The sequence below is a fragment of the Streptococcus sp. 1621 genome, assembly GCF_013276615.1.
GTDB lineage: Bacteria > Bacillota > Bacilli > Lactobacillales > Streptococcaceae > Streptococcus.
Window position 1 is genome coordinate 1 of sequence record NZ_VMLJ01000005.1, and the last position, 20,243, is coordinate 20,243.

Genomic DNA, 20,243 nt, shown 5'->3' on the forward strand with positions numbered 1-20,243 from the left:
ATATGGAAGTCGCTTAGCTTTATTCCGCCATAGCTCAGTTGGTAGTAGCGCATGACTGTTAATCATGATGTCGTAGGTTCGAGTCCTACTGGCGGAGTAGATAATTAAAAGAGGTCAAGACCTCTTTTTTTTACCTCTTTGTCAACTGTAGTGAGTTGAAGAAAAGCTAAGCTCGAGAAAGGACAAATTTCGTCCTTTCTTTTTTGATGTTCAGAGCGATAAAAATCCGTTGTTTGAAGTTTTCAAAGTTCCGAAAACCAAAGGCATTTCGTTTGATAAGTTTGATGAGATTATTGGTCGCTTCCAGTTTAGTGTTTGAATAGGGGAATTGAAGGGCATTGACGATTTTCTCTTTGTCCTTGAGAAAGGTTTTAAAGACAGTCTGAAAAAGAGGATGAACCTGCTTTAGATTGTCCTCAATGAGTCCGAAAAATTTGTCAGCATCCTTATTCTGAAAGTGAAAAAGTAAGAGTTGATAGAGATTATAGTGGTGTTTTAAGTCTTCTGAATAGCTCAAAAGCTTGTCAAGAATCTCTTTATTTGTTAAGTGCATACGAAAAGTAGGGCGATAAAAACGTTTCTCACTGAGTTTACGACTATCTTGTTGAATGAGCTTTCAGTAACGCTTGATAGCCTTGTATTCATGAGACTTTCGATCCAATTGATTCATGATTTGGATACGCACACGACTCATAGCACGGCTTAGATGTTGTACAATGTGGAAGCGATCTAGAACGATTTTGGCACACGGAAAAAGCTGTTTAGCCAAGTCATAGTAGGGACTAAACATATCCATAGTAATGATTTTTACCTGACAACGAATAGCTCTATCGTATCGAAGAAAGTGATTTCGAATGATGGCTTGTGTTCTTCCCTCAAGAACAGCGATGATGTTGAGTTTTTTAAAATCTTGCGCAATAAAGCTCATCTTTCCCTTGGTAAAGGAGTACTCGTCCCAGGACATAATCTCAGGGAGGTAAGAAAAATCATGCTTAAACCGGAAGTCATTGAGCTTGCGAATAACAGTTGAAGTTGAAATAGACAGCTGATGAGCAATATCGGTCATAGAAGTTTTTTCAATCAGCTTCTGAGCAATTTTTTGGTTGATAATACGAGAAATTTGGTGATTCTTCTTGACGATAGAAGTCTCAGCCACCATCATTTTCGAGCAATGATAGCACTTAAAACGACGTTTTCTAAGAAGAATTATGGTTTGAATTTTTTTATACTACAAAATCAGATCCATAATACCTATATAAAAACATTATAGTTATAATAGGGTTTACCCAAAAGTTTTAAGGCGGTCTTTTTAGGACTTTAATCTTTTGAAATTCAGGTAGTAAATTTGTTTCTATTCTGTCAACTTTTCCTATTTTTTATCTTGTTGAGGTTGGTATTTTAACAATTCAGGAATTGTTAATAACTGTTTAAAATTTTTTGTTAGAATAAGTTTATAAAAAAGAAAAGGAGTATATATTTATGCTAAAAAGTATTTATGAGCAGATGGCAGATTTTTATAGAAATATTGAAGAAGAGTATGGTACTGTATTTGGTGATAATTTTGACTGGGAACATTTTCATTTTAAATTTTTGATTTATTATTTAGTGAGATATGGTATTGGGTGTCGTAGGGATTTTATTGTTTACCATTATCGTGTTGCTTATCGTTTGTATCTTGAAAAATTGATAATGAAACAAGGTTTTGTTGCTTGTTGAGACAGTATGAGTTAATTTCCGAACAAATTCAACTTTTTGTGGGAAAATAATGATAAATAGCCGGAATTTTTTCTAAAACATTTTTTAATAGTTGGAAATAGCAAATCTTTCTATTGTTTCTTCTTGATAAAAAGGCGATTTTTTCTTATAATAAATTGTAAGATATAATTGCGGGTGAGATTCCTGCCATGTATGTGAGAAAGGAAGAGCCTGAGGGCTCAGACAAGATTATGACTTCAGTTGTTGTTGTAGGTACCCAATGGGGTGATGAAGGTAAAGGGAAGATTACAGACTTCCTTTCAGCGAATGCAGAAGTGATTGCACGTTACCAAGGTGGTGATAATGCAGGTCACACGATTGTGATTGATGGTAAGAAATTTAAATTGCACTTGATTCCATCTGGGATTTTCTTCCCTGAAAAAATCTCTGTTATTGGAAACGGAATGGTTGTAAATCCTAAATCTCTTGTAAAAGAGTTGAGCTATCTTCATGAGGAAGGTGTGACAACTGATAACTTGCGTATTTCTGATCGCGCGCATGTTATTTTACCTTATCATATCGAGTTAGACCGTTTGCAAGAAGAAGCTAAGGGCGACAATAAGATTGGGACTACAATCAAGGGAATTGGTCCAGCTTATATGGACAAGGCTGCTCGTGTTGGGATTCGTATTGCAGATCTTTTGGATAAAGACATTTTCCGTGAGCGTTTAGAACGTAACCTTGCTGAAAAGAATCGTCTTTTTGAAAAATTGTATGACAGTAAAGCCATTGCTTTCGATGATATTTTTGAAGAATATTACGAATATGGTCAACAAATCAAGAAGTATGTGACAGACACATCTGTTATCTTGAATGATGCGCTTGATAATGGTAAACGTGTACTTTTTGAAGGTGCACAAGGTGTTATGCTAGATATTGACCAAGGTACGTATCCATTTGTTACGTCATCAAACCCTGTAGCTGGTGGTGTGACAATTGGTTCTGGTGTCGGTCCAAGCAAGATTGACAAGGTTGTTGGTGTATGTAAAGCCTATACGAGTCGTGTAGGAGATGGTCCTTTCCCAACTGAATTATTTGATGAAGTGGGAGAACGTATCCGTGAAGTCGGTCATGAATATGGTACAACAACTGGTCGTCCACGTCGTGTGGGATGGTTTGATTCAGTTGTGATGCGCCATAGTCGTCGTGTTTCTGGTATTACTAATCTTTCATTGAACTCTATCGATGTTTTGAGTGGTTTAGATACAGTGAAAATCTGTGTGGCCTATGATCTTGACGGTCAACGTATTGACTACTATCCAGCTAGTCTTGAGCAATTGAAACGTTGCAAACCTATCTATGAAGAGTTGCCAGGTTGGTCAGAAGATATCACTGGAGTTCGTAATTTGGAAGATCTTCCTGAGAATGCGCGTAACTATGTTCGTCGTGTGAGTGAATTAGTTGGCGTTCGTATTTCTACTTTCTCAGTGGGTCCTGGTCGTGAACAAACAAATATTTTAGAAAGTGTTTGGTCCTAAGAGATTTTTAAGATTTGTTTAAGATAGGTCGGGTATACTATAGACAGTTACAAGAAGACCTCCTAACTTGTTGTAACAAATATCCTAAACTTTTCTTTTTCATAATAATCTCCCTATAAAGTCACCGCATTCGGTGGCTTTTTTTGTCTTGGGATTCATGATATAATAATAAAATCGATAAGTAAGAAAAGGGAAATTGATGAATTATACAGTTGAAGAAAAAGAAGTCTTTATGAGAGAGGCTTTGAGAGAGGCTGAGATTGCTCTTGAACACGATGAAATTCCAATTGGTTGTGTGATTATCAAAGATGGGGAAATCATTGGCCGTGGGCATAATGCGCGTGAGAAATTGCAACGAGCGGTTATGCATGCGGAAATTATGGCCATAGAGAATGCGAACTTGAGTGAGGAGAGCTGGCGCTTGCTTGATTGCACGCTTTTTGTGACCATTGAGCCTTGTGTCATGTGTAGTGGGGCGATTGGACTCGCCCGTATTCCAAACGTGGTCTATGGAGCTAAAAACCAGAAATTTGGCGCTGCTGGGAGTTTGTACGATATCTTGACAGATGAGCGTCTCAACCATCGTGTGGATGTTGAAACGGGAATTTTGGAAGATGAATGCGCAGCTATTATGCAGGACTTTTTTAGAAATAGACGGAAAAAATAATTTTGCTTTTAAAATGAATAGGAATGTGATATAATAAACAGTGGAGCAACAGTTCTGCGTGAAGCGGGTCAGGGGAGGAATCCAGCAGCCCTAAGCGATTTGAATTGTGTGCTCTTTTTTTCGTGCTTTTTCCGAATAAATAAGATAGAATAATCTAGAATAAATGATAATAGAAAAGAGAAGATGATGAAAATTCGTGGTTTTGAATTGGTTTCTAGTTTTACAGATGAAAATTTATTGCCCAAGCGTGAGACAGCGCATGCGGCTGGTTACGACTTAAAGGTTGCTGTGCGCACAGTTATCGCTCCAGGAGAGATTGTATTGGTTCCGACAGGAGTTAAGGCTTATATGCAGCCGACTGAGGTTCTTTACCTTTATGATCGCTCTTCAAATCCTCGTAAAAAGGGCTTGGTTTTAATTAATTCAGTTGGGGTCATTGATGGGGATTATTATGGAAATCCTGGGAATGAAGGGCATATTTTTGCTCAGATGAAGAATATCACAGATCAAGAAGTGATTCTTGAAGTTGGGGAACGTGTGGTCCAGGCTGTCTTTGCGCCTTTCTTAATCGCAGATGGAGATGCGGCTGATGGCGTTCGAACTGGTGGATTTGGTTCAACAGGGCACTAGAATGAAGATTATCTTTGTACGTCACGGGGAGCCAGATTATCGTGAGTTAGAGGAGCGTTCTTATACGGGATTTGGGATAGATTTGGCGCCCTTGTCTGAGAAGGGACGGCAGCAAGCCCAGAAATTGAGCACCAATCCTTTACTCCCTTCAGCTGAAATAATCATATCTTCTGCAGTCACAAGAGCTTTAGAAACGGCTTCTTATGTGGCTTGTGTTACTGGACTTCCTTTGAGAGTGGATCCATTATTGCATGAATGGCAGGTCTATGAAAGTGGCACAGATAATTTTGAAAAAGCTCGTACTATGTTTCTAGAAAATAAGGGGGAGTTACTTCCTAATAGTCCTATTCAATATGAGACAACTACGGAGATGAAGTCTCGTTTTCTAGAATGCATGGCTAAGTATCGAGATTACCAGACCGTGATAGTGGTAACTCACAACATGCTCATGCGCCAGTTTGTGCCAAATGAGAAAATTGATTTTTGCCAAGTGATTGAGTGTGAGTTAGAGATATAGAAAGAGGTTTATTATCGCAAAGAAAAAAGCGACATTTGTATGTCAAAATTGTGGGTATAATTCCCCTAAATATCTGGGACGTTGCCCCAACTGTGGGTCTTGGTCTTCTTTTGTAGAAGAGGTTGAGGTTGCCGAGGTAAAGAATGCGCGTGTGTCCTTGACAGGTGAGAAAACCAAGCCCATGAAACTGGCTGAGGTGACTTCTATCAATGTCAATCGAACCAAGACGGAGATGGAGGAATTCAATCGTGTACTTGGAGGAGGAGTGGTACCGGGAAGTCTCGTTCTTATCGGTGGGGATCCTGGGATTGGGAAATCAACCCTTCTTTTACAAGTCTCAACCCAGCTGTCTCAAGTGGGGACTGTTCTCTATGTCAGTGGGGAGGAGTCTGCCCAGCAAATCAAGTTGCGAGCGGAACGCTTGGGAAATATTGATAGCGAGTTTTATCTCTATGCAGAGACCAATATGCAGAGTGTCCGCGCAGAGGTAGAGAGAATCCAGCCAGACTTTCTCATCATCGACTCTATCCAGACTATCATGTCTCCTGAGATTTCAGGGGTGCAGGGATCTGTTTCTCAAGTGCGTGAGGTGACGGCTGAACTTATGCAGCTGGCCAAAACCAATAACATTGCCATATTTATCGTAGGGCATGTGACCAAGGAGGGCACTCTGGCTGGTCCGCGTATGTTGGAGCATATGGTGGATACGGTGCTTTACTTTGAAGGGGAACGACACCATACCTTCCGTATTTTAAGAGCGGTCAAAAACCGTTTTGGTTCCACTAATGAGATTGGCATCTTTGAGATGCAGTCGGGTGGCTTGGTTGAGGTACTCAATCCGAGTCAAGTTTTCCTAGAAGAGCGTTTGGATGGAGCAACTGGTTCATCAATAGTTGTGACCATGGAAGGGACGCGTCCGATTTTGGCGGAGGTTCAGGCTTTGGTAACACCGACCATGTTTGGAAATGCCAAGCGTACGACCACAGGACTTGATTTTAATCGTGCGAGTCTGATTATGGCTGTTTTGGAAAAGCGGGCAGGGCTTCTCTTGCAAAATCAGGACGCCTATCTCAAATCTGCTGGCGGTGTCAAATTGGATGAACCTGCCATTGACTTAGCTGTTGCAGTTGCCATTGCTTCGAGCTATAAGGACAAGCCAACTAATCCTCAGGAATGTTTTGTAGGAGAATTAGGTTTGACTGGAGAGATTCGGCGCGTGAATCGTATCGAGCAACGCATCAATGAAGCTGCTAAACTGGGCTTTACTAAGATTTATGTACCTAAGAATTCCTTGACAGGAATCACTCCGCTTAAGGAAATTCAGGTTATTGGGGTGACAACGATTCAGGAAGTTTTGAAAAAGGTCTTTACATAATTCGTGACAAATCCTCTTAAAAATGATAAGATAGGAGAAATATTTGACTATCAAATTTTCGAGGAGGGAATCGTGTCGTATTTTGAACAGTTTATGCAAGCCAATCAGGCTTATGTTGCCCTACATGGGCAGTTAAATCTGCCACTTAAACCCAAAACAAGAGTGGCTATTGTGACCTGTATGGACTCTCGTCTGCACGTTGCGCAAGCTTTGGGCTTGGCACTTGGGGATGCTCATATCTTGCGGAATGCAGGTGGTCGAGTGACTGAGGACATGATTCGTTCGCTAGTTATTTCCCAGCAACAAATGGGGACAAGAGAGATTGTGGTATTGCACCATACAGACTGTGGTGCTCAGACCTTTGAAAATGGACCTTTTCAGGAGTATCTGAAAGAGGAACTAGGTGTCGATGTGTCAGACCAGGACTTCTTGCCCTTCCAAGATATAGAGGAGAGTGTACGAGAGGATATGCAATTGCTTATCGAGTCACCCCTAATACCAGACGATGTCATTATCTCTGGTGCCATTTACGATGTGGATACAGGAAGTATGACAGTTGTAGAATTGTAAAAAATTCATTTAGAAAGAAAGTGTATGAAGAAAAACAGTATTTTATTTATTTTTATTTTATTGCTATGTATTGGTTTGCAGTATGAAACCATCTACTATACGGACGGTTCGATGTCAGCTGCGGAATATGGCCTAATGGGAGTTTCTATCTTTCTAGCTCTCTTTTACATGATTCCGGCTCTTTATTTCCTTTTCCGTATTGGGAAAAAATGGGAATTGCCAAAGAAGGCCTTGATTTTGTCTTTATTGGGTGGGATGTTCCTTTCAGGTTGGCTGTCTAGCTTTGCTAATACTTATATCCATGATTTACTGGACGTTCTTTTCCCAGATAGTACATTTTTAAATGCCTTTGAAAGTGCTATTGTGGCTCCTTTGGTAGAAGAACCCTTGAAATTATTGCCACTTGTCTTTGTTTTAGCTTTGATTCCCGTGCGAAAATTAAAATCTCTGTTTTTACTTGGGATTGCTTCTGGTTTGGGATTCCAAATGATTGAGGATATTGGCTATATTCGTACGGATTTGCCAGAGGGATTTGATTTTACTATTTCGAGGATTTTAGAGCGTATCATCTCAGGGATTGCCTCTCACTGGACTTTTTCAGGTCTGGCTGTAGTAGGTGTTTACTTGCTTTACAGAGCCTATAAAGGGCAGAAGGCTGGCAAGAAACAGGGGATTATTTTCCTAGGTTTAGCCTTGGGAACTCACTTCTTGTTTAACTCTCCTTTTGTAGAATTGGAGACAGAGTTGCCATTAGCGATTCCAGTAGTTACAGCTATTGCTCTTTACGGTTTTTATCAGGCTTATCGCTTTGTTGAGAAGCACGATGAGTTGATGAACTAGAATATTTTTCAAAAGAATGATGCAAGGGTACAAATATGGTGCCCTTCTTTTATTTTTGATTGAAAAATAGTGCAAAAAGCGCTACAATGGTAAATGGAAAAATCTTGTGAAAAGCACAAGCGATACATATATACCGGAGGAAATCATGTCTTTTTCTGATTTAAAGCTGTTTGCCCTTTCTTCTAATCAAGAATTGGCAAAACGTGTGGCGCAGGAGATTGGGATAGAGTTGGGGAAATCAAGTGTTCGCCAATTTTCAGATGGAGAGATTCAGGTCAACATCGAAGAATCAATCCGTGGGAAACACGTCTTTATCCTACAATCAACTAGCTCGCCTGTAAATGATAATCTGCTTGAAATTTTGATTATGGTAGATGCTTTGAAACGTGCGAGTGCAGAATCTGTCAATGTTGTCATGCCTTACTATGGGTATGCACGTCAGGATAGAAAGGCGAGAGCGCGTGAGCCAATCACTTCAAAACTTGTCGCAAATATGCTTGAAGTAGCTGGAGTGGATCGTTTATTGACCATCGACTTGCATGCTGCGCAGATTCAAGGATTCTTTGATATTCCTGTGGATCATTTGATGGGGGCTCCTCTGATTGCGGATTATTTTGAGCGTCGTGGCATGGTTGGTTCGGACTATGTGGTTGTCAGCCCAGATCATGGAGGGGTGACTCGTGCCCGTAAGTTGGCAGAATTTTTGAAGACATCTATCGCTATTATTGATAAACGTCGTAGCGTTGATAAGATGAATACCAGTGAAGTCATGAACATTATCGGTAAGGTTGAAGGCAAGACTTGTATTTTGATTGATGATATGATTGATACCGCTGGAACCATTTGTCATGCGGCAGATGCCCTTGCAGAAGCTGGTGCTGTTGAAGTCTATGCAAGCTGTACGCACCCAGTTCTTTCTGGTCCTGCTATGGACAATATCCAAAAATCAGCTATTAAGAAATTGGTTGTTTTGGATACCATCTATCTACCAGAAGAGCGTTTGATCGATAAGATTGAACAGATTTCGATTGCTCATCTTTTGGGAGATGCTATCGTGCGTATTCATGAAAAACGCCCACTTTCTCCACTTTTCGGTATTGAGAAAAAAATTTAATGACCAAGCCTGAGATGATTCTCAGGTTTTTTCGTTTTTTTCCGAATAAATAGATAGAGCCAGAGAATCTAGCAAACCTAGATTTAAAACTGTGGTATAATAAAAGGAGGAAAAGGATGATTCTAAGACATCCGGGCATTAGCCCAACTAATGATTTGGTTGCTAAGAAAATTTTCAGCAATCCAGAAATCACTTGTCAATTTATTCGCGATATGCTGGATTTACCAGCAAAAAATGTGACCATTTTGGAGGGAAGTAATATTCATGTCTTGCCTTCCCTACCTTACTCAGCTCAGGATTTTTACACTAGTATAGATGTCTTGGCGGAGTTGGATAATGGAACGCAAGTAATTATTGAAATACAAGTACATCATCAGAATTTTTTCATTAATCGTTTATGGGCTTACCTGTGCAGTCAGGTCAATCAAAACCTTGAAAAAATTCGCCAACGCGAAGGTGATACTCACCAGAGCTATAAACACATCGCACCAGTATACGCTATCGCAATCGTGGACAGCAATTACTTTTCAGATGACTTAGCTTTTCATAGCTTTAGTATGCGAGAGGATACGACAGGTGAGGTCTTAACTATCACAAATAACGGACAGGAAAACCATCTAGTCAAGATGGCATTCTTGGAATTAAAAAAATACAGAGAAACCAGCAAAGATGAGGTTCGCAAGCCGTGGTTAGAGTTTTTCGGCAACAAGCCCTTTACCCAACAACCTGAGCGAGCTATCAGCCAAGCAGACCAACTGCTAGACTACAAGAGCTGGTCCGAGGAGGACAGGAAAATGTTTAGTCAACTACGTATGCGTGAAGAACAAGCCTTGTTAGCACAGGACTATGCCTTGGAAACAGCTAGGGCGGAAGGTATTGAACAGGGACTGGAGCGTGGACTTGAACGTGGTCGAGCAGAAGGTATTGAACAAGGTTTAGAGCGTGGGAAACTTTTTGCCTTTCTGGATATGGTCCGCCAACATGTTTTAACTTCCGAATTCGCGAGTGAACAATTGGGTATGTCAGTAGCGGAGTTTGAAGCACTTTTGTAATACCATCACAGTAATGGCATTCTTGGAATTAAGAAAGTACAGAGAAACCAGCAAGGATAGCGTTCGCAAGCCGTGGTTGGAGTTTTTCGGGAATAAACCCTTTACCCAGCAACCCGAGCGAGCCATCAGCCAAGCAGACCAACTGCTGGACTACAAGAGCTGGTCCGAGGAGGACAGGAAAATGTTTAGTCAACTACGTATGCGAGAAGAACAAGCCTTGTTAGCACAGGACTATGCCTTAGAAACAGCTAGGGCTGAGGGTATTGAACAAGGTATTGAACAAGATATTGAACAGGGACTGGAGCGTGGACTTGAACGTGGGAAAGTTGAAGGATAAATCTTTTCCTTTATTGATTTAGTATGCTAACATGCTTTGCCTTCCGAATTTGTGAGTGAACAATTAGACGTAAATTGAAAAAATATCAAGTTTACTTGACTTTTTTTATAGAATAGTATAGTATTTAAATACAAGCACTCCTTTTGCTCCCTGTTTCATAGCAACTGGAGTCATTTTTTTATAAATTTAGAAGGTTAATGATGTACACAACTGATAATAGTATTTCTTTGTCAAGAGATTTAAAGAGAGAAATGAAAGCATTTTTACCTCTTGAAGATTTGGTAAGTTATCTTTCAGATAAGCTAGATATGTCACCTGAAGAGGAACTAGATTCCAAAAACTTTTTACGTTGTCATAATTACTATTCGTTTTCTGCTTTTATTAAACAGGTTCCAGATAATCTTCATAAAGGAAAATTTCAAGCAGCGATTTCATTGTATGAATTTAATGATTGGTTATCACAGTTTCTGTTTATATTTTCTGGTAGATTAGAGCAGTTTATAAAATCAACTTTTATTGAATCGCTTTGCCATCAATATAATGGAAAATATCAAAAAGGTGAGTGTTACTTGGATGAAACTATTTATGAAAACTCTGAATTATATAACGAATTTATTTCAATTATAGAAAAACATTTATCAGAGAATCAAAGTCTTTCAATACAGCATCATATCAAAAATAAAGGTTCTAAATTCCCAATTTGGGTTCTTTTTCAAGAGATGACTTTTGGGGAAACAACTCGTTTTATAAGTGCACTGAAAAAAGAGTACCGAGAGTATTGGATAGATACTACATTTTTATCAACTGGTGTGGTAAATTCTAAAATTCATGGAGAAGAAATCCAGAGTAAATTATTTGGCTGGGTTTCAGCTACATGGCATATGAGAAATAGGACAGCACATCATTTAAGACTATATGGTCAAAATTTTACAATAGCAAGTCCAAGTTTCTTTTCAGCTGATTTGCGTCAAATAAACAAGAATGCAGAGACTAAAAAGAAAAAGACGCATAATAACGATTTATTTGCTTATCTTTTAGCTATGAAAAATCTTATACAACATCATTCACATTCTTTTGTTCAAGATTGGAACGATTTTTTGACGACTTTAGAGGCACAGTTGATGGAAAAGTCAAATATCATATTATCTAGTAAGATTGGTTTGCCAAGCAATTGGAAAGATATATTGTGGATCGGTTGAACTAAGGAATGATTTTTTACTCAAGTTATTATTCAGAGAATCTTTGACAATCCAGATGAGAAACCAAACATTAAGAAGTTGATTACCAAGATGAATGAAGGATAAGATGCGAGATTTGGGAATCGCTATAGCGGACGATGTAATAGCTGAACAAGGTGAGAAAATCAGAATCATCAAGGAACACGATGATGCTCTTTCCGTCTGTAAAGAAGATTTGGAAACTCAGTCAAGAATACCAAGAGCAGGTCAAGATGATTCAAATTGTTCCTAGATTCAGTGTGCTTTAATTTTAAAAATTAGGTGTCAAAACCTTTTTTAATACAGACAAAATTAAGGATAAACAATAATTTTAATAACTTTTATTTTTTTCGTCTCTTTTCCGAATAAATAGATAGAAGCATCAAATCTAGTAAACCTAGATTTAAAAATATGCTATAATGAAAGGAGAGGAAATATGATTCTCAGACATCCGGGCATTAGCCCGACCAATGACTTGGTTGCTAAGAAAATTTTCAGCAATCCGGAAATTACTTGTCAATTTATTCGCGATATGCTGGACTTGCCAGCAAAAAATGTAACCATTTTGGAGGGTAGCAATATTCACGTCTTGCCTTCCATGCCCTACTCGGCGCAGGATTTCTATACCAGTATTGATGTTTTGGCGGAGTTGGATAATGGAACGCAAGTTATTATCGAAATACAGGTACATCATCAGAATTTTTTCATCAATCGCCTGTGGGCTTACTTGTGCAGTCAGGTCAATCAAAATCTAGAAAAAATTCGTCAACGCGAAAGAGATACTCACCAAAGCTACAAACACATCGCACCAGTATACGCTATCGCTATTGTAGATAGTAATTACTTCTCAGATGATCAAGCTTTCCACAGTTTCAGTATGCGCGAAGACACGACAGGTGAGGTCTTAACCATCACAAACAATGGACAAGAACATCATCTAGTCAAGATGGCGTTCTTGGAATTAAGAAAATACAGAGAAACCAGCAAAGATAGCATTCGCAAGCCGTGGTTGGAGTTTTTCGGGAATAAACCCTTTACCCAAGAACCCGAGCGAGCCATCAGCCAGGCAGACCGACTGCTGGACTATAAGAGCTGGTCCGAGGAGGACAGGAAGATGTTTAGTCAACTACGTATGCGCGAAGAACAAGCCTTGTTGGCACAGGACTATGCCTTGGAAACAGCTAGGAAAGAAGGGAAACTTTTTGCCTTTCTGGATATGGTCCGCCAAGGTCTTCTGACTTCGGAGGTTGCGAGTGAACAATTGGGCATGACTGTTGCTGAGTTTGAGGAGCTATTGAAAGACCATCATAAATAAGACCTAAAAATACAGAGAAACCAGCAAAGACGAGGTTCGCAAACCGTGGTTGGAGTTTTTCGGGAACAAGCCCTTTACCCAACAACCCGAGCGAGCCATCAGCCAGGCAGACCAACTGCTGGACTATCAGAGCTGGTCCGAGGAGGACAGGAAGATGTTTAGCCAACTACGTATGCGAGAAGAACAGGCCTTGTTAGCACAGGACTATGCCTTTGAAACAGCTAGAGCGGAAGGTATTGAACAGGGACTGGAGCGTGGTCGTGCAGAGGGTATTGAAAAAGGACGAGAAGAAGGCATTGAAGAGGGATTAAAAGTAGGTTTACTAAATCTAGTCCGTCAAGGTCTTCTAACACCTGAGGTTGCGAGTGAGCAATTAGGCATGACCGTGGCTGAGTTTGAGGAGCTATTGAAAGACCATCATAAATAAGACCTAAAAATACAGAGAAACCAGCAAAGATAGTATTCGCAAACCATGGTTAGAGTTTTTCGGGAACAAACCCTTTACCCAGCAACCTGAGCGAGCCATCAGCCAGGCAGACCAACTGCTGGACTACAAAAGCTGGTCCGAGGAGGACAGGAAGATGTTTAGCCAACTACGTATGCGAGAAGAACAGGCCTTGTTAGCACAGGACTATGCCTTGGAAACAGCTAGGGCGGAAGGAATCGAAAAAGGTTTAGAGCGTGGACTTGAACGTGGCCGTGCAGAGGGTATTGAAAAAGGGCGAGAAGAAGGATTAAAAGTAGGTTTACTAAATCTAGTCCGTCAAGGTCTTCTGACTTCTGAGGTTGCCAGCCAGCAGTTGGGCATGACTGTCACTGAGTTTGAGTCCTTGCTATGAGGTCACATTTTAAATAGTAGAAAGTTAATGAAATGGCGAGTTATTTCTAAAATACTTGTCATTTTTGCTTGACATTTGGAAGGGGTTATAGGATAATACCATAGAAGTGAGTTCTATCCAACTATCGATATGGATTAAATATGTGAGGTTTGACTCAGAGTTTAGGAAATTTGTGAGATTTTCACTTGGGAGATACGGTATTTGAAGGGTATTTCATCTCATAAAAGCGTTTTTTTATCTTTTTTGAAAAAATAGGTAAAAAGTTGATGAAAACCCTTGACAAATCCTGCAAATATTTATATACTGTATGGTAGTAAGATAGTCTTACGAAAAAAATTTTTAAAGAAAAACAAAGGAGATAAAACGATGAAAAAAGTTTTATTGACAAGCGCAGTCGCTCTTGCAGCATTTGGTGCTGTACAAGCTGTTTCAGCTGACAGACAATTGACACCTGAAGAAGCAGCATCAGTTAGAAAAGTTGAAAAAACTTACGATCCTTCACAAGTGGAAAAAGCAACTGAAACTAACCGTGCTGAACAAGTTCTAGCAAATGGAGATAAAGTAGTATCTGTTCAATATGCAGATGGTTCTACTTATACTTATTTGGTAATTAATCCTAACAATCAATTCAAGGATAAAGTATCTAATCCATATGATAGCCAATTTAATCTTAAAGATGGTAAAGTTCAAAAGGTTGTACCATTCACAAATGGAACACATGGACGTATCAACGTTAAAGATAAACAAGGTGCACCAGTTGCAGGTGTTGAATTTGAGCTATTAGTTTACAAAACTACTGAAGATTTCTTGAATGCTCAAGGTGGAAAACCTGTTAAAGATGCCCCAGCTCTTGTAAGTGCTAAGACAAATGAAGCAGGTGATGCTGAGTTTGAATTACACGAGGGTGGAGTAGCGGTTTACCGTATTTTGACAGTACCAAAAGGTTACTTTTTACCTGAGCGCCTAACAAAATCTTCACTATTTACAGCAGATGCAGTTGGACGTAACGAAAATAATGATATGTATGTAAATGCATCAGTTGAAATTGAAAAAACTGACAGCTACAATGTTGTTCGTACTGAGTGGGTTCAAGGTGAAAACGGCTGGCACTACTATGACAACAACAAACAAGTTACTGGTTGGAAACAAATCGACGGTAAATGGTACTTCTTTAACGCTGAAGGCGTAATGCAAAAATGGTGGGTTAAAGATGGTAACACTTGGTACTACCTAAATGGTTCAGGTGCTATGGAAACTGGTTGGTTGCAACACGGTGGCAAATGGTACTTCCTTGAAGCATCAGGTGCTATGAAAGCTAGCCAATGGTTTGAAGTTGCTGGTAAATGGTACTACGTTGACGGTTCTGGTGCCCTTGCAGTTAATACTACTGTAGGTGGATACACTGTAAACGGAAACGGTGAATGGGTTAAATAATCTAGTTTAATCAAAAAAGCAGGAGATTTCTTCTGCTTTTTATTTTTTCCATAAAAAGTTCAGTTTTTTTTAGAATTTTTTTAAAAAATAAGATACAATAAAACTAGGTTTATTACCTAAAATTTTAAACATGGAGAATGCTCATATGAAAAATAAAAAAGCTTTAGCCCTAGCAGTAGCTAGCTTGACAATGGCAAGTGCAGCAGTTTTAACCAGTTACTCTGCAATTACAGCTCGTCCAGTAAGTGCGGAAGAAGTTGTTTATAGAACTGAGTGGATCACAGTGATTAATGGTCGTTCACAAGAACGTAAGACAGTATTTTTTGAAGATGGGAATCAGCCGATCTCTAAACATTCGACAATTGAAGGATTTGAATTTCAACGTGCCTATGTTGAAGGGGGAAGAAAATACTACTTATTCGTTGAGAAAGGGACAAAGATTGATGATTATGTAAACGATCCCGATGCGTCTGTCAGTGAGTTAAATACTCAAGGCTATAAAACTTCTGATAAAGATGTAAAATGGCGTGTGTCTGCTGGTAATCGTTATCTTTACTATAAAGGAAATCCTGTAAAAGGTTGGGCTAATGTTGATGGAAAAACTTACTATTTTGATAGTGAAGGTGTTATGGCTCACGGAGTTCTTGAAAACACATCTGAACGTTACTATCTAGACGGACAAGGTGTTAAGAAAACTGGTTTCATTAAAGTAGGAGAAAAAACCTATTATTTTGTGTCAGATGGAGCTCGTAAGACAGAGATTATCTCTGAAAATGGAAAAACTTATTTTGTCAAAGATGGTGTTGTGACAATTGGAGCGCATAAGGTAGGTGATAAATGGTACTTCTTTGCTGAAGACGGTACAACCAAGTCAGGTATTGTAAAAGATAGTGCTGGAAAATGGTATTACATTACTACAGAAGGTGAGCGTAAGACAGGTCTTATCAAGGGTGCTGGCGATAAGTATTACTATGTCACTGAAGAAGGTGAACGTAAGTTTGGGGAAATTACCGTTGATGGTAAAACATATTTCTTAACAGATGAATCTAATACAAAAGCTGGCTGGAATAAAGTTGATAGTAACTGGATTTATGTAAATAAAGAAGGCAAACGTCAAGTTGGCTGGTTACAAGATGGCGGTAAGTGGTATTACTTTAACGCTGAAGGCATCATGCAAAAATGGTGGGTTAAAGATGGTAGCACTTGGTACTATCTAAACGGTTCAGGCGAAATGCAAACAGGTTGGTTGCAAGATGGTAGCACTTGGTACTATCTAAACGGTTCAGGTGCTATGCAAACAGGCTGGGCTAAAGTAGGTGATTCATGGTACTACCTCAAAGGCTCAGGTGCTATGGTAACTGGTTGGTTCCAAGTAGGCGGTAAGTGGTACTATGCTTATAGTTCAGGTGCCCTTGCAGTAAATACTACAGTCGATGGTTACTATGTAAATGCCAACGGTGAATGGGTATAAAATAACAAAGAGAGTGGTTCAAACTGCTCTCTTTCTGTTATTGTTAAATATTTCTACACTTTTTATGTTTTTTATTGCATTTATTATAGGAAAGAGATATAATCTATATAAATTTAACCATTTAATAAAGGAGGTTCTTCTCATGAAGAAAACACTAACAGGTATCTTACTAGCTACTTCAGTGCTAGCTATGGCTTCAGTTCAACCAGCACAAGCTGCCGAAACAGGGGCAACAACGGCTACAACAACTTCTACGGTTAAAGAAGTCCACTATGCAACATTTAAAAATGGTGGACCTGTAGATATCAAAGCTGCACTTACAGGTGCTGCTGTGACAGCTGCATCTATTGAGAATCACCCTGAAATTGCAAGTTATGTCTATACTTCTAGTAGAGAAGAAGATGGTATTATGTATCATATGTATGCGCCTACTGCTACGACAGGTACTACGAATTCTGGTACTCAGACCAATCCATACCATAGAGATAACAACCAAAACAATGGTAGCACTAGTAATGCTAATGGAAATAATAACCAAAATGGTACTGGTACAAACAATAATAACGGTTCAACAACTTCTAACTCTTCTGTCAAAGCAGTTCGTTTTGTAGAATATAAAAATGGAGATTATATTGACCTTAGAGCACCACTTACAGGTACTGAGGTAACTTCTACATCTATCTCTAGTCATCCAGAAATTGCTAATTATAAATATGGTTCTAGTAAAAAAATAGATGGTGTAATGTACCATACATATTCTCCAATTGATGCAACAACAGGTAATACTAACCAAAATAATAATCAAAACCAGTCTAATTCTGCAGGTCAATTCAAAACGGAGAATGGGAAGGTCTACTATATTAAGGACGGTAAAAAAGTTACTGGCTGGCAAAAAATTGATAGTAAGACTTACTACTTTGAAGCTGATGGAGCTATGAAAAAAGGTCTATTGACTGCAGGTGATAAGCAATACTATCTAGATGAAAAAGATGGTGTTAAAAAGCTAGGCTTTGTAAAAGTTGCTGATAAGGTTTACTATTTTGTTGAAAATGGTGATAAGAAAACTGGCTTTATCAAAATTGATGATAAAACTTACTATCTAAAAGAAGGTGTTCGTCTAACAGGGGATATTACAGTAGACGGAAAACATTATTTCTTAGATGAGGAAGGTGTCCTTAAACCAGGTATTGTTTTAATTGATGGTAAAAAATTCTTCATTGATGATGAGGGAAATCGTCATGTTGGATGGAAGAAAATTGGACTGGATTGGTATTATTTCTCTAAAGAAGATGGAATGAAGACTGGTTGGGTCAAAGATGGGTCATGGTATTACTTGGATGAAACTGGTGTGATGAAAACTGGTTGGAAACAAGTTGATGGTAATTGGTACTATCTTAACGGCTCAGGTGCTATGCAGACAGGCTGGAAATTTATAAATGGTAGTTGGTACCATTTTGACAGTTTAGGTAAAATGGGTACTAGATGGATAAAAGACAATGGTACATGGTATTATCTTGACGGTTCAGGTGCTATGCAGACTGGTTGGAAGCTTTTAGATGGTAACTGGTATTACCTCAATGATTCAGGTGCTATGCAAACAGGTTGGCTCAAGCAGGGTGGTACTTGGTATTATCTTGCTGGCTCAGGTGCTATGAAGACAGGTTGGTACCAAGTTAGCGGTAAATGGTATTATTCATATTCTTCAGGAGCGTTGGCTGTGAACACAACTATCGATGGTTACACAGTAAATGCCAACGGTGAGTGGGTGTAATGGATATAATAAAGAAATAAGGGGAATTTCCTCTTATTTTTTATCATTTTGGAGTGTGATTTCTTGAATTTTTAGGAAAAAAATGGTAAAATAGCACCAAAAAAGTACCAAAGGTGGTCGATATTTTATGGATAAGAAAAAATTTCTCACTGCTAGCTTGGCTAGTGTTGCTGTTTTAGGATCAGCATTTGTTGTATCTCAACCGTCGGTTGTAAAAGCGGAAGGTCAATCTGTAGCTAGTAGTCAACCAGCTGAAAATAAAGAATCAGCACAAAAAGAATTTTTAGCTAATTTTGATAAAGCTGTAGAAGCTACAGTTAAAGAATTAAAAGAATATTTAGACAATGCAAAAGAAGATCCAGAATTACAAAAACAAATTCAAGGATTTATTGATGAATTTGAAAAACGAACTAAAGCCCAGAAGGCTGACTATGAAAAACGCTTCGAAGCAGGTTTAACTGTAGAAGAAGCTGAAAAAGAAGTAGAAGGAATTGCTAAAGAAGAGGAAATTGCAGAGGAAAAAGAAGCTAAGGAAGAGGAAGACGCACAAGTAGCATTTTTAGCTAATTTTGACAAGGCATTAAAGGATACGATTGCAAAATTAGAAGAAGATGCAAAAAATAATCCTGAAATAAAAGAACAAATTCAAGATACGATTGCAAAATTAAAAGCAGAAGCAGAGAAAACAAGAGCTAAAATCGAAGAAGGTTTCAAAAAAGGCTTAACTGCAGAAGAAGCTGAAAAAGCAATCGATGATGAAAATAAAAAGTTAGCAGAAGAAGCAAAAGCAAAAGCTGAAGAAAAAGCAGCACAAGATGAATTCTTAGAGAATTATGATAAAGCGTTAGAAAAAGCAGTTGCAGAATTAGAAAAAGCTGACACAAAAAATGATCCAGAGTTAGAAAAACAAAAGAAGGAAACAATTACAGCATTAAAAGCAGCATCAGATGAAACAAGAAAACAAATTGTAGAAGGCTTCAAAAAAGGCTTAACTGCAAAACAAGCTGAAGGTTTAATTGATGAAGCTAATAAAAAAGCTGCAGAAGAAGATAAAGAGGCTGCAGTAAAAGAGAAAGAAGCTCAGGAAGAATTTTTAGCGAACTATGACGCAGCATTGAAAGCAGCAATCGCAGAATTAGAAAAAGCTGAAACTAATAGTCCAGAAGAAGCAAAAGCAAAAGCTGATACAATTGCAGCATTAAAAGCAGCATCAGATGAAACAAGAAAACAAATTGTAGAAGGCTTCAAAAAAGGCTTAACTGCAAAACAAGCTGAAAAATTTATCGATGAATTAAATAAGAAAGCTGCAGAAGAAGATAAAGAAGCGGCAGCAAATGAGAAAGCAGCTCAGGAAGAATTTTTAGCGAACTATGATGCAGCATTGAAAGCAGCAATCGCAGAATTAGAAAAAGCTGAAACTAATAGTCCAGAAGAAGCAAAAGCAAAAGCTGATACAATTGCAGCATTAAAAGCAGCATCAGATGAAACAAGAAAACAAATTGTAGAAGGCTTCAAAAAAGGATTAACTGCAAAACAAGCTGAAAAATTTATCGATGAATTAAATAAGAAAGCTGCAGAAGAAGATAAAGCTAAAGAAAAACCGGCAGAAAAACCGGCAGAGAAACCAGCTGAAGAGCCATCTCAACCAGCGCCGGCTCCAGCTCCAAAACCAGAGCAACCAGCACAACCTTCTGTTCCTGCAAGACCAGCTAATCCTACATATGTCCCTTCATATGTTCCATCATACAGCTCATATTCTGTAGTAGAACCAGCTAAACCAGCTTCTCCAAAAACAGGCTGGAAACAAGAAAACGGTATGTGGTATTTCTACAATACTGATGGTTCAATGGCAACAGGTTGG

Annotated in this window: 15 protein-coding genes, 1 tRNA gene, 1 other RNA gene and 7 pseudogenes; 23 read left to right on the forward strand and 1 reads right to left on the reverse strand. The window is 38.8% G+C overall.

The genetic code is table 11. The annotated features are described in order from the left end of the window. Positions 1-23: 23 nt before the first annotated feature. Positions 24-97, forward strand: a tRNA-Asn gene (locus HT697_RS00825). Positions 98-166: 69 nt separating this feature from the next. On the opposite strand, the pseudogene HT697_RS00830 reads toward HT697_RS00825, so the two are convergent. Then, positions 167-1,207 (reverse strand): annotated as a pseudogene (locus HT697_RS00830) (ISL3 family transposase); the annotation flags it as partial. Positions 1,208-1,479: 272 nt separating this feature from the next. Between HT697_RS00830 and comW the strand changes: the two are divergent. The 22 genes and pseudogenes from comW to HT697_RS00935 all read left to right on the forward strand — a co-directional run. Beyond that, a complete protein-coding gene (comW, locus tag HT697_RS00835; RefSeq protein ID WP_173213476.1) occupies positions 1,480-1,716 on the forward strand; it encodes a sigma(X)-activator ComW in 237 nt (78 codons plus the stop codon). A 230-nt stretch (positions 1,717-1,946) separates the two neighbouring features. Next, complete coding sequence (locus HT697_RS00840; RefSeq protein ID WP_001832534.1) at positions 1,947-3,233, forward strand: adenylosuccinate synthase; 1,287 nt, start codon at positions 1,947-1,949, stop codon at positions 3,231-3,233. Between the two features lie 199 nt (positions 3,234-3,432). Further along, the gene (gene tadA / locus HT697_RS00845) at positions 3,433-3,900 is read left to right on the forward strand and encodes a tRNA adenosine(34) deaminase TadA (protein WP_173218821.1); all 468 of its coding nucleotides are present in this window, start codon (positions 3,433-3,435) and stop codon (positions 3,898-3,900) included. A 34-nt stretch (positions 3,901-3,934) separates the two neighbouring features. Beyond that, positions 3,935-4,030, forward strand: an RNA gene (gene ffs, locus HT697_RS00850) — signal recognition particle sRNA small type. Between the two features lie 56 nt (positions 4,031-4,086). Beyond that, positions 4,087-4,530 carry a dUTP diphosphatase gene (locus HT697_RS00855; RefSeq protein ID WP_000701983.1) on the forward strand — a complete coding sequence of 148 codons (444 nt, stop codon included), beginning with the start codon at positions 4,087-4,089 and terminating at the stop codon, positions 4,528-4,530. Then, entirely contained in the window at positions 4,490-5,047 is a 558-nt protein-coding gene (locus HT697_RS00860) for a histidine phosphatase family protein (RefSeq protein ID WP_173218819.1), read from the forward strand. Before HT697_RS00855 ends, HT697_RS00860 begins: the two co-directional genes overlap by 41 nt. A 10-nt stretch (positions 5,048-5,057) precedes the next feature. Beyond that, positions 5,058-6,422, forward strand: a complete 1,365-nt coding sequence (gene radA / locus HT697_RS00865) for a DNA repair protein RadA (protein ID WP_345789460.1) — start codon at positions 5,058-5,060, stop codon at positions 6,420-6,422. 72 nt (positions 6,423-6,494) lie between these two features. Beyond that, positions 6,495-6,992, forward strand: a complete 498-nt coding sequence (locus HT697_RS00870; RefSeq protein ID WP_004237611.1) for a carbonic anhydrase — start codon at positions 6,495-6,497, stop codon at positions 6,990-6,992. A 24-nt stretch (positions 6,993-7,016) separates the two neighbouring features. Further along, positions 7,017-7,832, forward strand: a complete 816-nt coding sequence (locus HT697_RS00875) for a PrsW family glutamic-type intramembrane protease (protein WP_173218817.1) — start codon at positions 7,017-7,019, stop codon at positions 7,830-7,832. Between the two features lie 145 nt (positions 7,833-7,977). Beyond that, positions 7,978-8,946: a ribose-phosphate diphosphokinase gene (locus tag HT697_RS00880; protein WP_000010167.1), complete on the forward strand. Its 969-nt coding sequence runs from the start codon at positions 7,978-7,980 to the stop codon at positions 8,944-8,946. Between the two features lie 116 nt (positions 8,947-9,062). Next, positions 9,063-9,998: an Rpn family recombination-promoting nuclease/putative transposase gene (locus HT697_RS00885; protein ID WP_173261758.1), complete on the forward strand. Its 936-nt coding sequence runs from the start codon at positions 9,063-9,065 to the stop codon at positions 9,996-9,998. A gap of 13 nt (positions 9,999-10,011) precedes the next feature. Beyond that, positions 10,012-10,332: pseudogene (locus tag HT697_RS00890) on the forward strand (hypothetical protein); the annotation flags it as partial. A 203-nt stretch (positions 10,333-10,535) separates the two neighbouring features. Then, the gene (locus HT697_RS00895) at positions 10,536-11,534 is read left to right on the forward strand and encodes an Abi family protein (RefSeq protein WP_173261764.1); all 999 of its coding nucleotides are present in this window, start codon (positions 10,536-10,538) and stop codon (positions 11,532-11,534) included. Positions 11,535-11,628: 94 nt separating this feature from the next. Then, positions 11,629-11,805 carry a hypothetical protein gene (locus HT697_RS00900; RefSeq protein ID WP_173218811.1) on the forward strand — a complete coding sequence of 59 codons (177 nt, stop codon included), beginning with the start codon at positions 11,629-11,631 and terminating at the stop codon, positions 11,803-11,805. Positions 11,806-11,988: 183 nt separating this feature from the next. Further along, the gene (locus tag HT697_RS00905; protein WP_173218809.1) at positions 11,989-12,867 is read left to right on the forward strand and encodes an Rpn family recombination-promoting nuclease/putative transposase; all 879 of its coding nucleotides are present in this window, start codon (positions 11,989-11,991) and stop codon (positions 12,865-12,867) included. 7 nt (positions 12,868-12,874) lie between these two features. After that, positions 12,875-13,294, forward strand: a pseudogene (locus HT697_RS00910) (hypothetical protein); the annotation flags it as partial. Positions 13,295-13,301: 7 nt separating this feature from the next. Beyond that, positions 13,302-13,706 (forward strand): annotated as a pseudogene (locus tag HT697_RS10200) (hypothetical protein); the annotation flags it as partial. Positions 13,707-14,840: 1,134 nt separating this feature from the next. Beyond that, positions 14,841-15,140: pseudogene (locus HT697_RS10205) on the forward strand (N-acetylmuramoyl-L-alanine amidase family protein); the annotation flags it as partial. Between the two features lie 190 nt (positions 15,141-15,330). After that, positions 15,331-16,433: pseudogene (locus HT697_RS00925) on the forward strand (nucleoside triphosphate hydrolase); the annotation flags it as partial. Between the two features lie 4 nt (positions 16,434-16,437). Then, a pseudogene (locus tag HT697_RS10210) lies at positions 16,438-16,611 on the forward strand (PspC family transcriptional regulator); the annotation flags it as partial. Between the two features lie 142 nt (positions 16,612-16,753). Then, positions 16,754-18,382, forward strand: a complete 1,629-nt coding sequence (locus HT697_RS00930; protein ID WP_173218802.1) for an N-acetylmuramoyl-L-alanine amidase family protein — start codon at positions 16,754-16,756, stop codon at positions 18,380-18,382. 127 nt (positions 18,383-18,509) lie between these two features. Beyond that, on the forward strand, positions 18,510-20,243 hold a 1,734-nt coding region (locus tag HT697_RS00935; protein ID WP_173261755.1), incomplete at its 3' end, for a hypothetical protein.

Excerpts from the sequence above, each read along its gene's own strand:
- comW (WP_173213476.1), top strand. The coding sequence starts at position 1,480 with ATGCTAAAAAGTATTTATGAGCAGATGGCAGATTTTTATAGAAATATT.
- HT697_RS00840 (WP_001832534.1), top strand. The coding sequence starts at position 1,947 with ATGACTTCAGTTGTTGTTGTAGGTACCCAATGGGGTGATGAAGGTAAA.
- tadA (WP_173218821.1), top strand. The coding sequence starts at position 3,433 with ATGAATTATACAGTTGAAGAAAAAGAAGTCTTTATGAGAGAGGCTTTG.
- HT697_RS00855 (WP_000701983.1), top strand. The coding sequence starts at position 4,087 with ATGAAAATTCGTGGTTTTGAATTGGTTTCTAGTTTTACAGATGAAAAT.
- HT697_RS00860 (WP_173218819.1), top strand. The coding sequence starts at position 4,490 with ATGGCGTTCGAACTGGTGGATTTGGTTCAACAGGGCACTAGAATGAAG.
- HT697_RS00875 (WP_173218817.1), top strand. The coding sequence starts at position 7,017 with ATGAAGAAAAACAGTATTTTATTTATTTTTATTTTATTGCTATGTATT.
- HT697_RS00880 (WP_000010167.1), top strand. The coding sequence starts at position 7,978 with ATGTCTTTTTCTGATTTAAAGCTGTTTGCCCTTTCTTCTAATCAAGAA.
- HT697_RS00885 (WP_173261758.1), top strand. The coding sequence starts at position 9,063 with ATGATTCTAAGACATCCGGGCATTAGCCCAACTAATGATTTGGTTGCT.
- HT697_RS00895 (WP_173261764.1), top strand. The coding sequence starts at position 10,536 with ATGTACACAACTGATAATAGTATTTCTTTGTCAAGAGATTTAAAGAGA.
- HT697_RS00900 (WP_173218811.1), top strand. The coding sequence starts at position 11,629 with ATGAAGGATAAGATGCGAGATTTGGGAATCGCTATAGCGGACGATGTA.
- HT697_RS00905 (WP_173218809.1), top strand. The coding sequence starts at position 11,989 with ATGATTCTCAGACATCCGGGCATTAGCCCGACCAATGACTTGGTTGCT.
- HT697_RS00930 (WP_173218802.1), top strand. The coding sequence starts at position 16,754 with ATGAAGAAAACACTAACAGGTATCTTACTAGCTACTTCAGTGCTAGCT.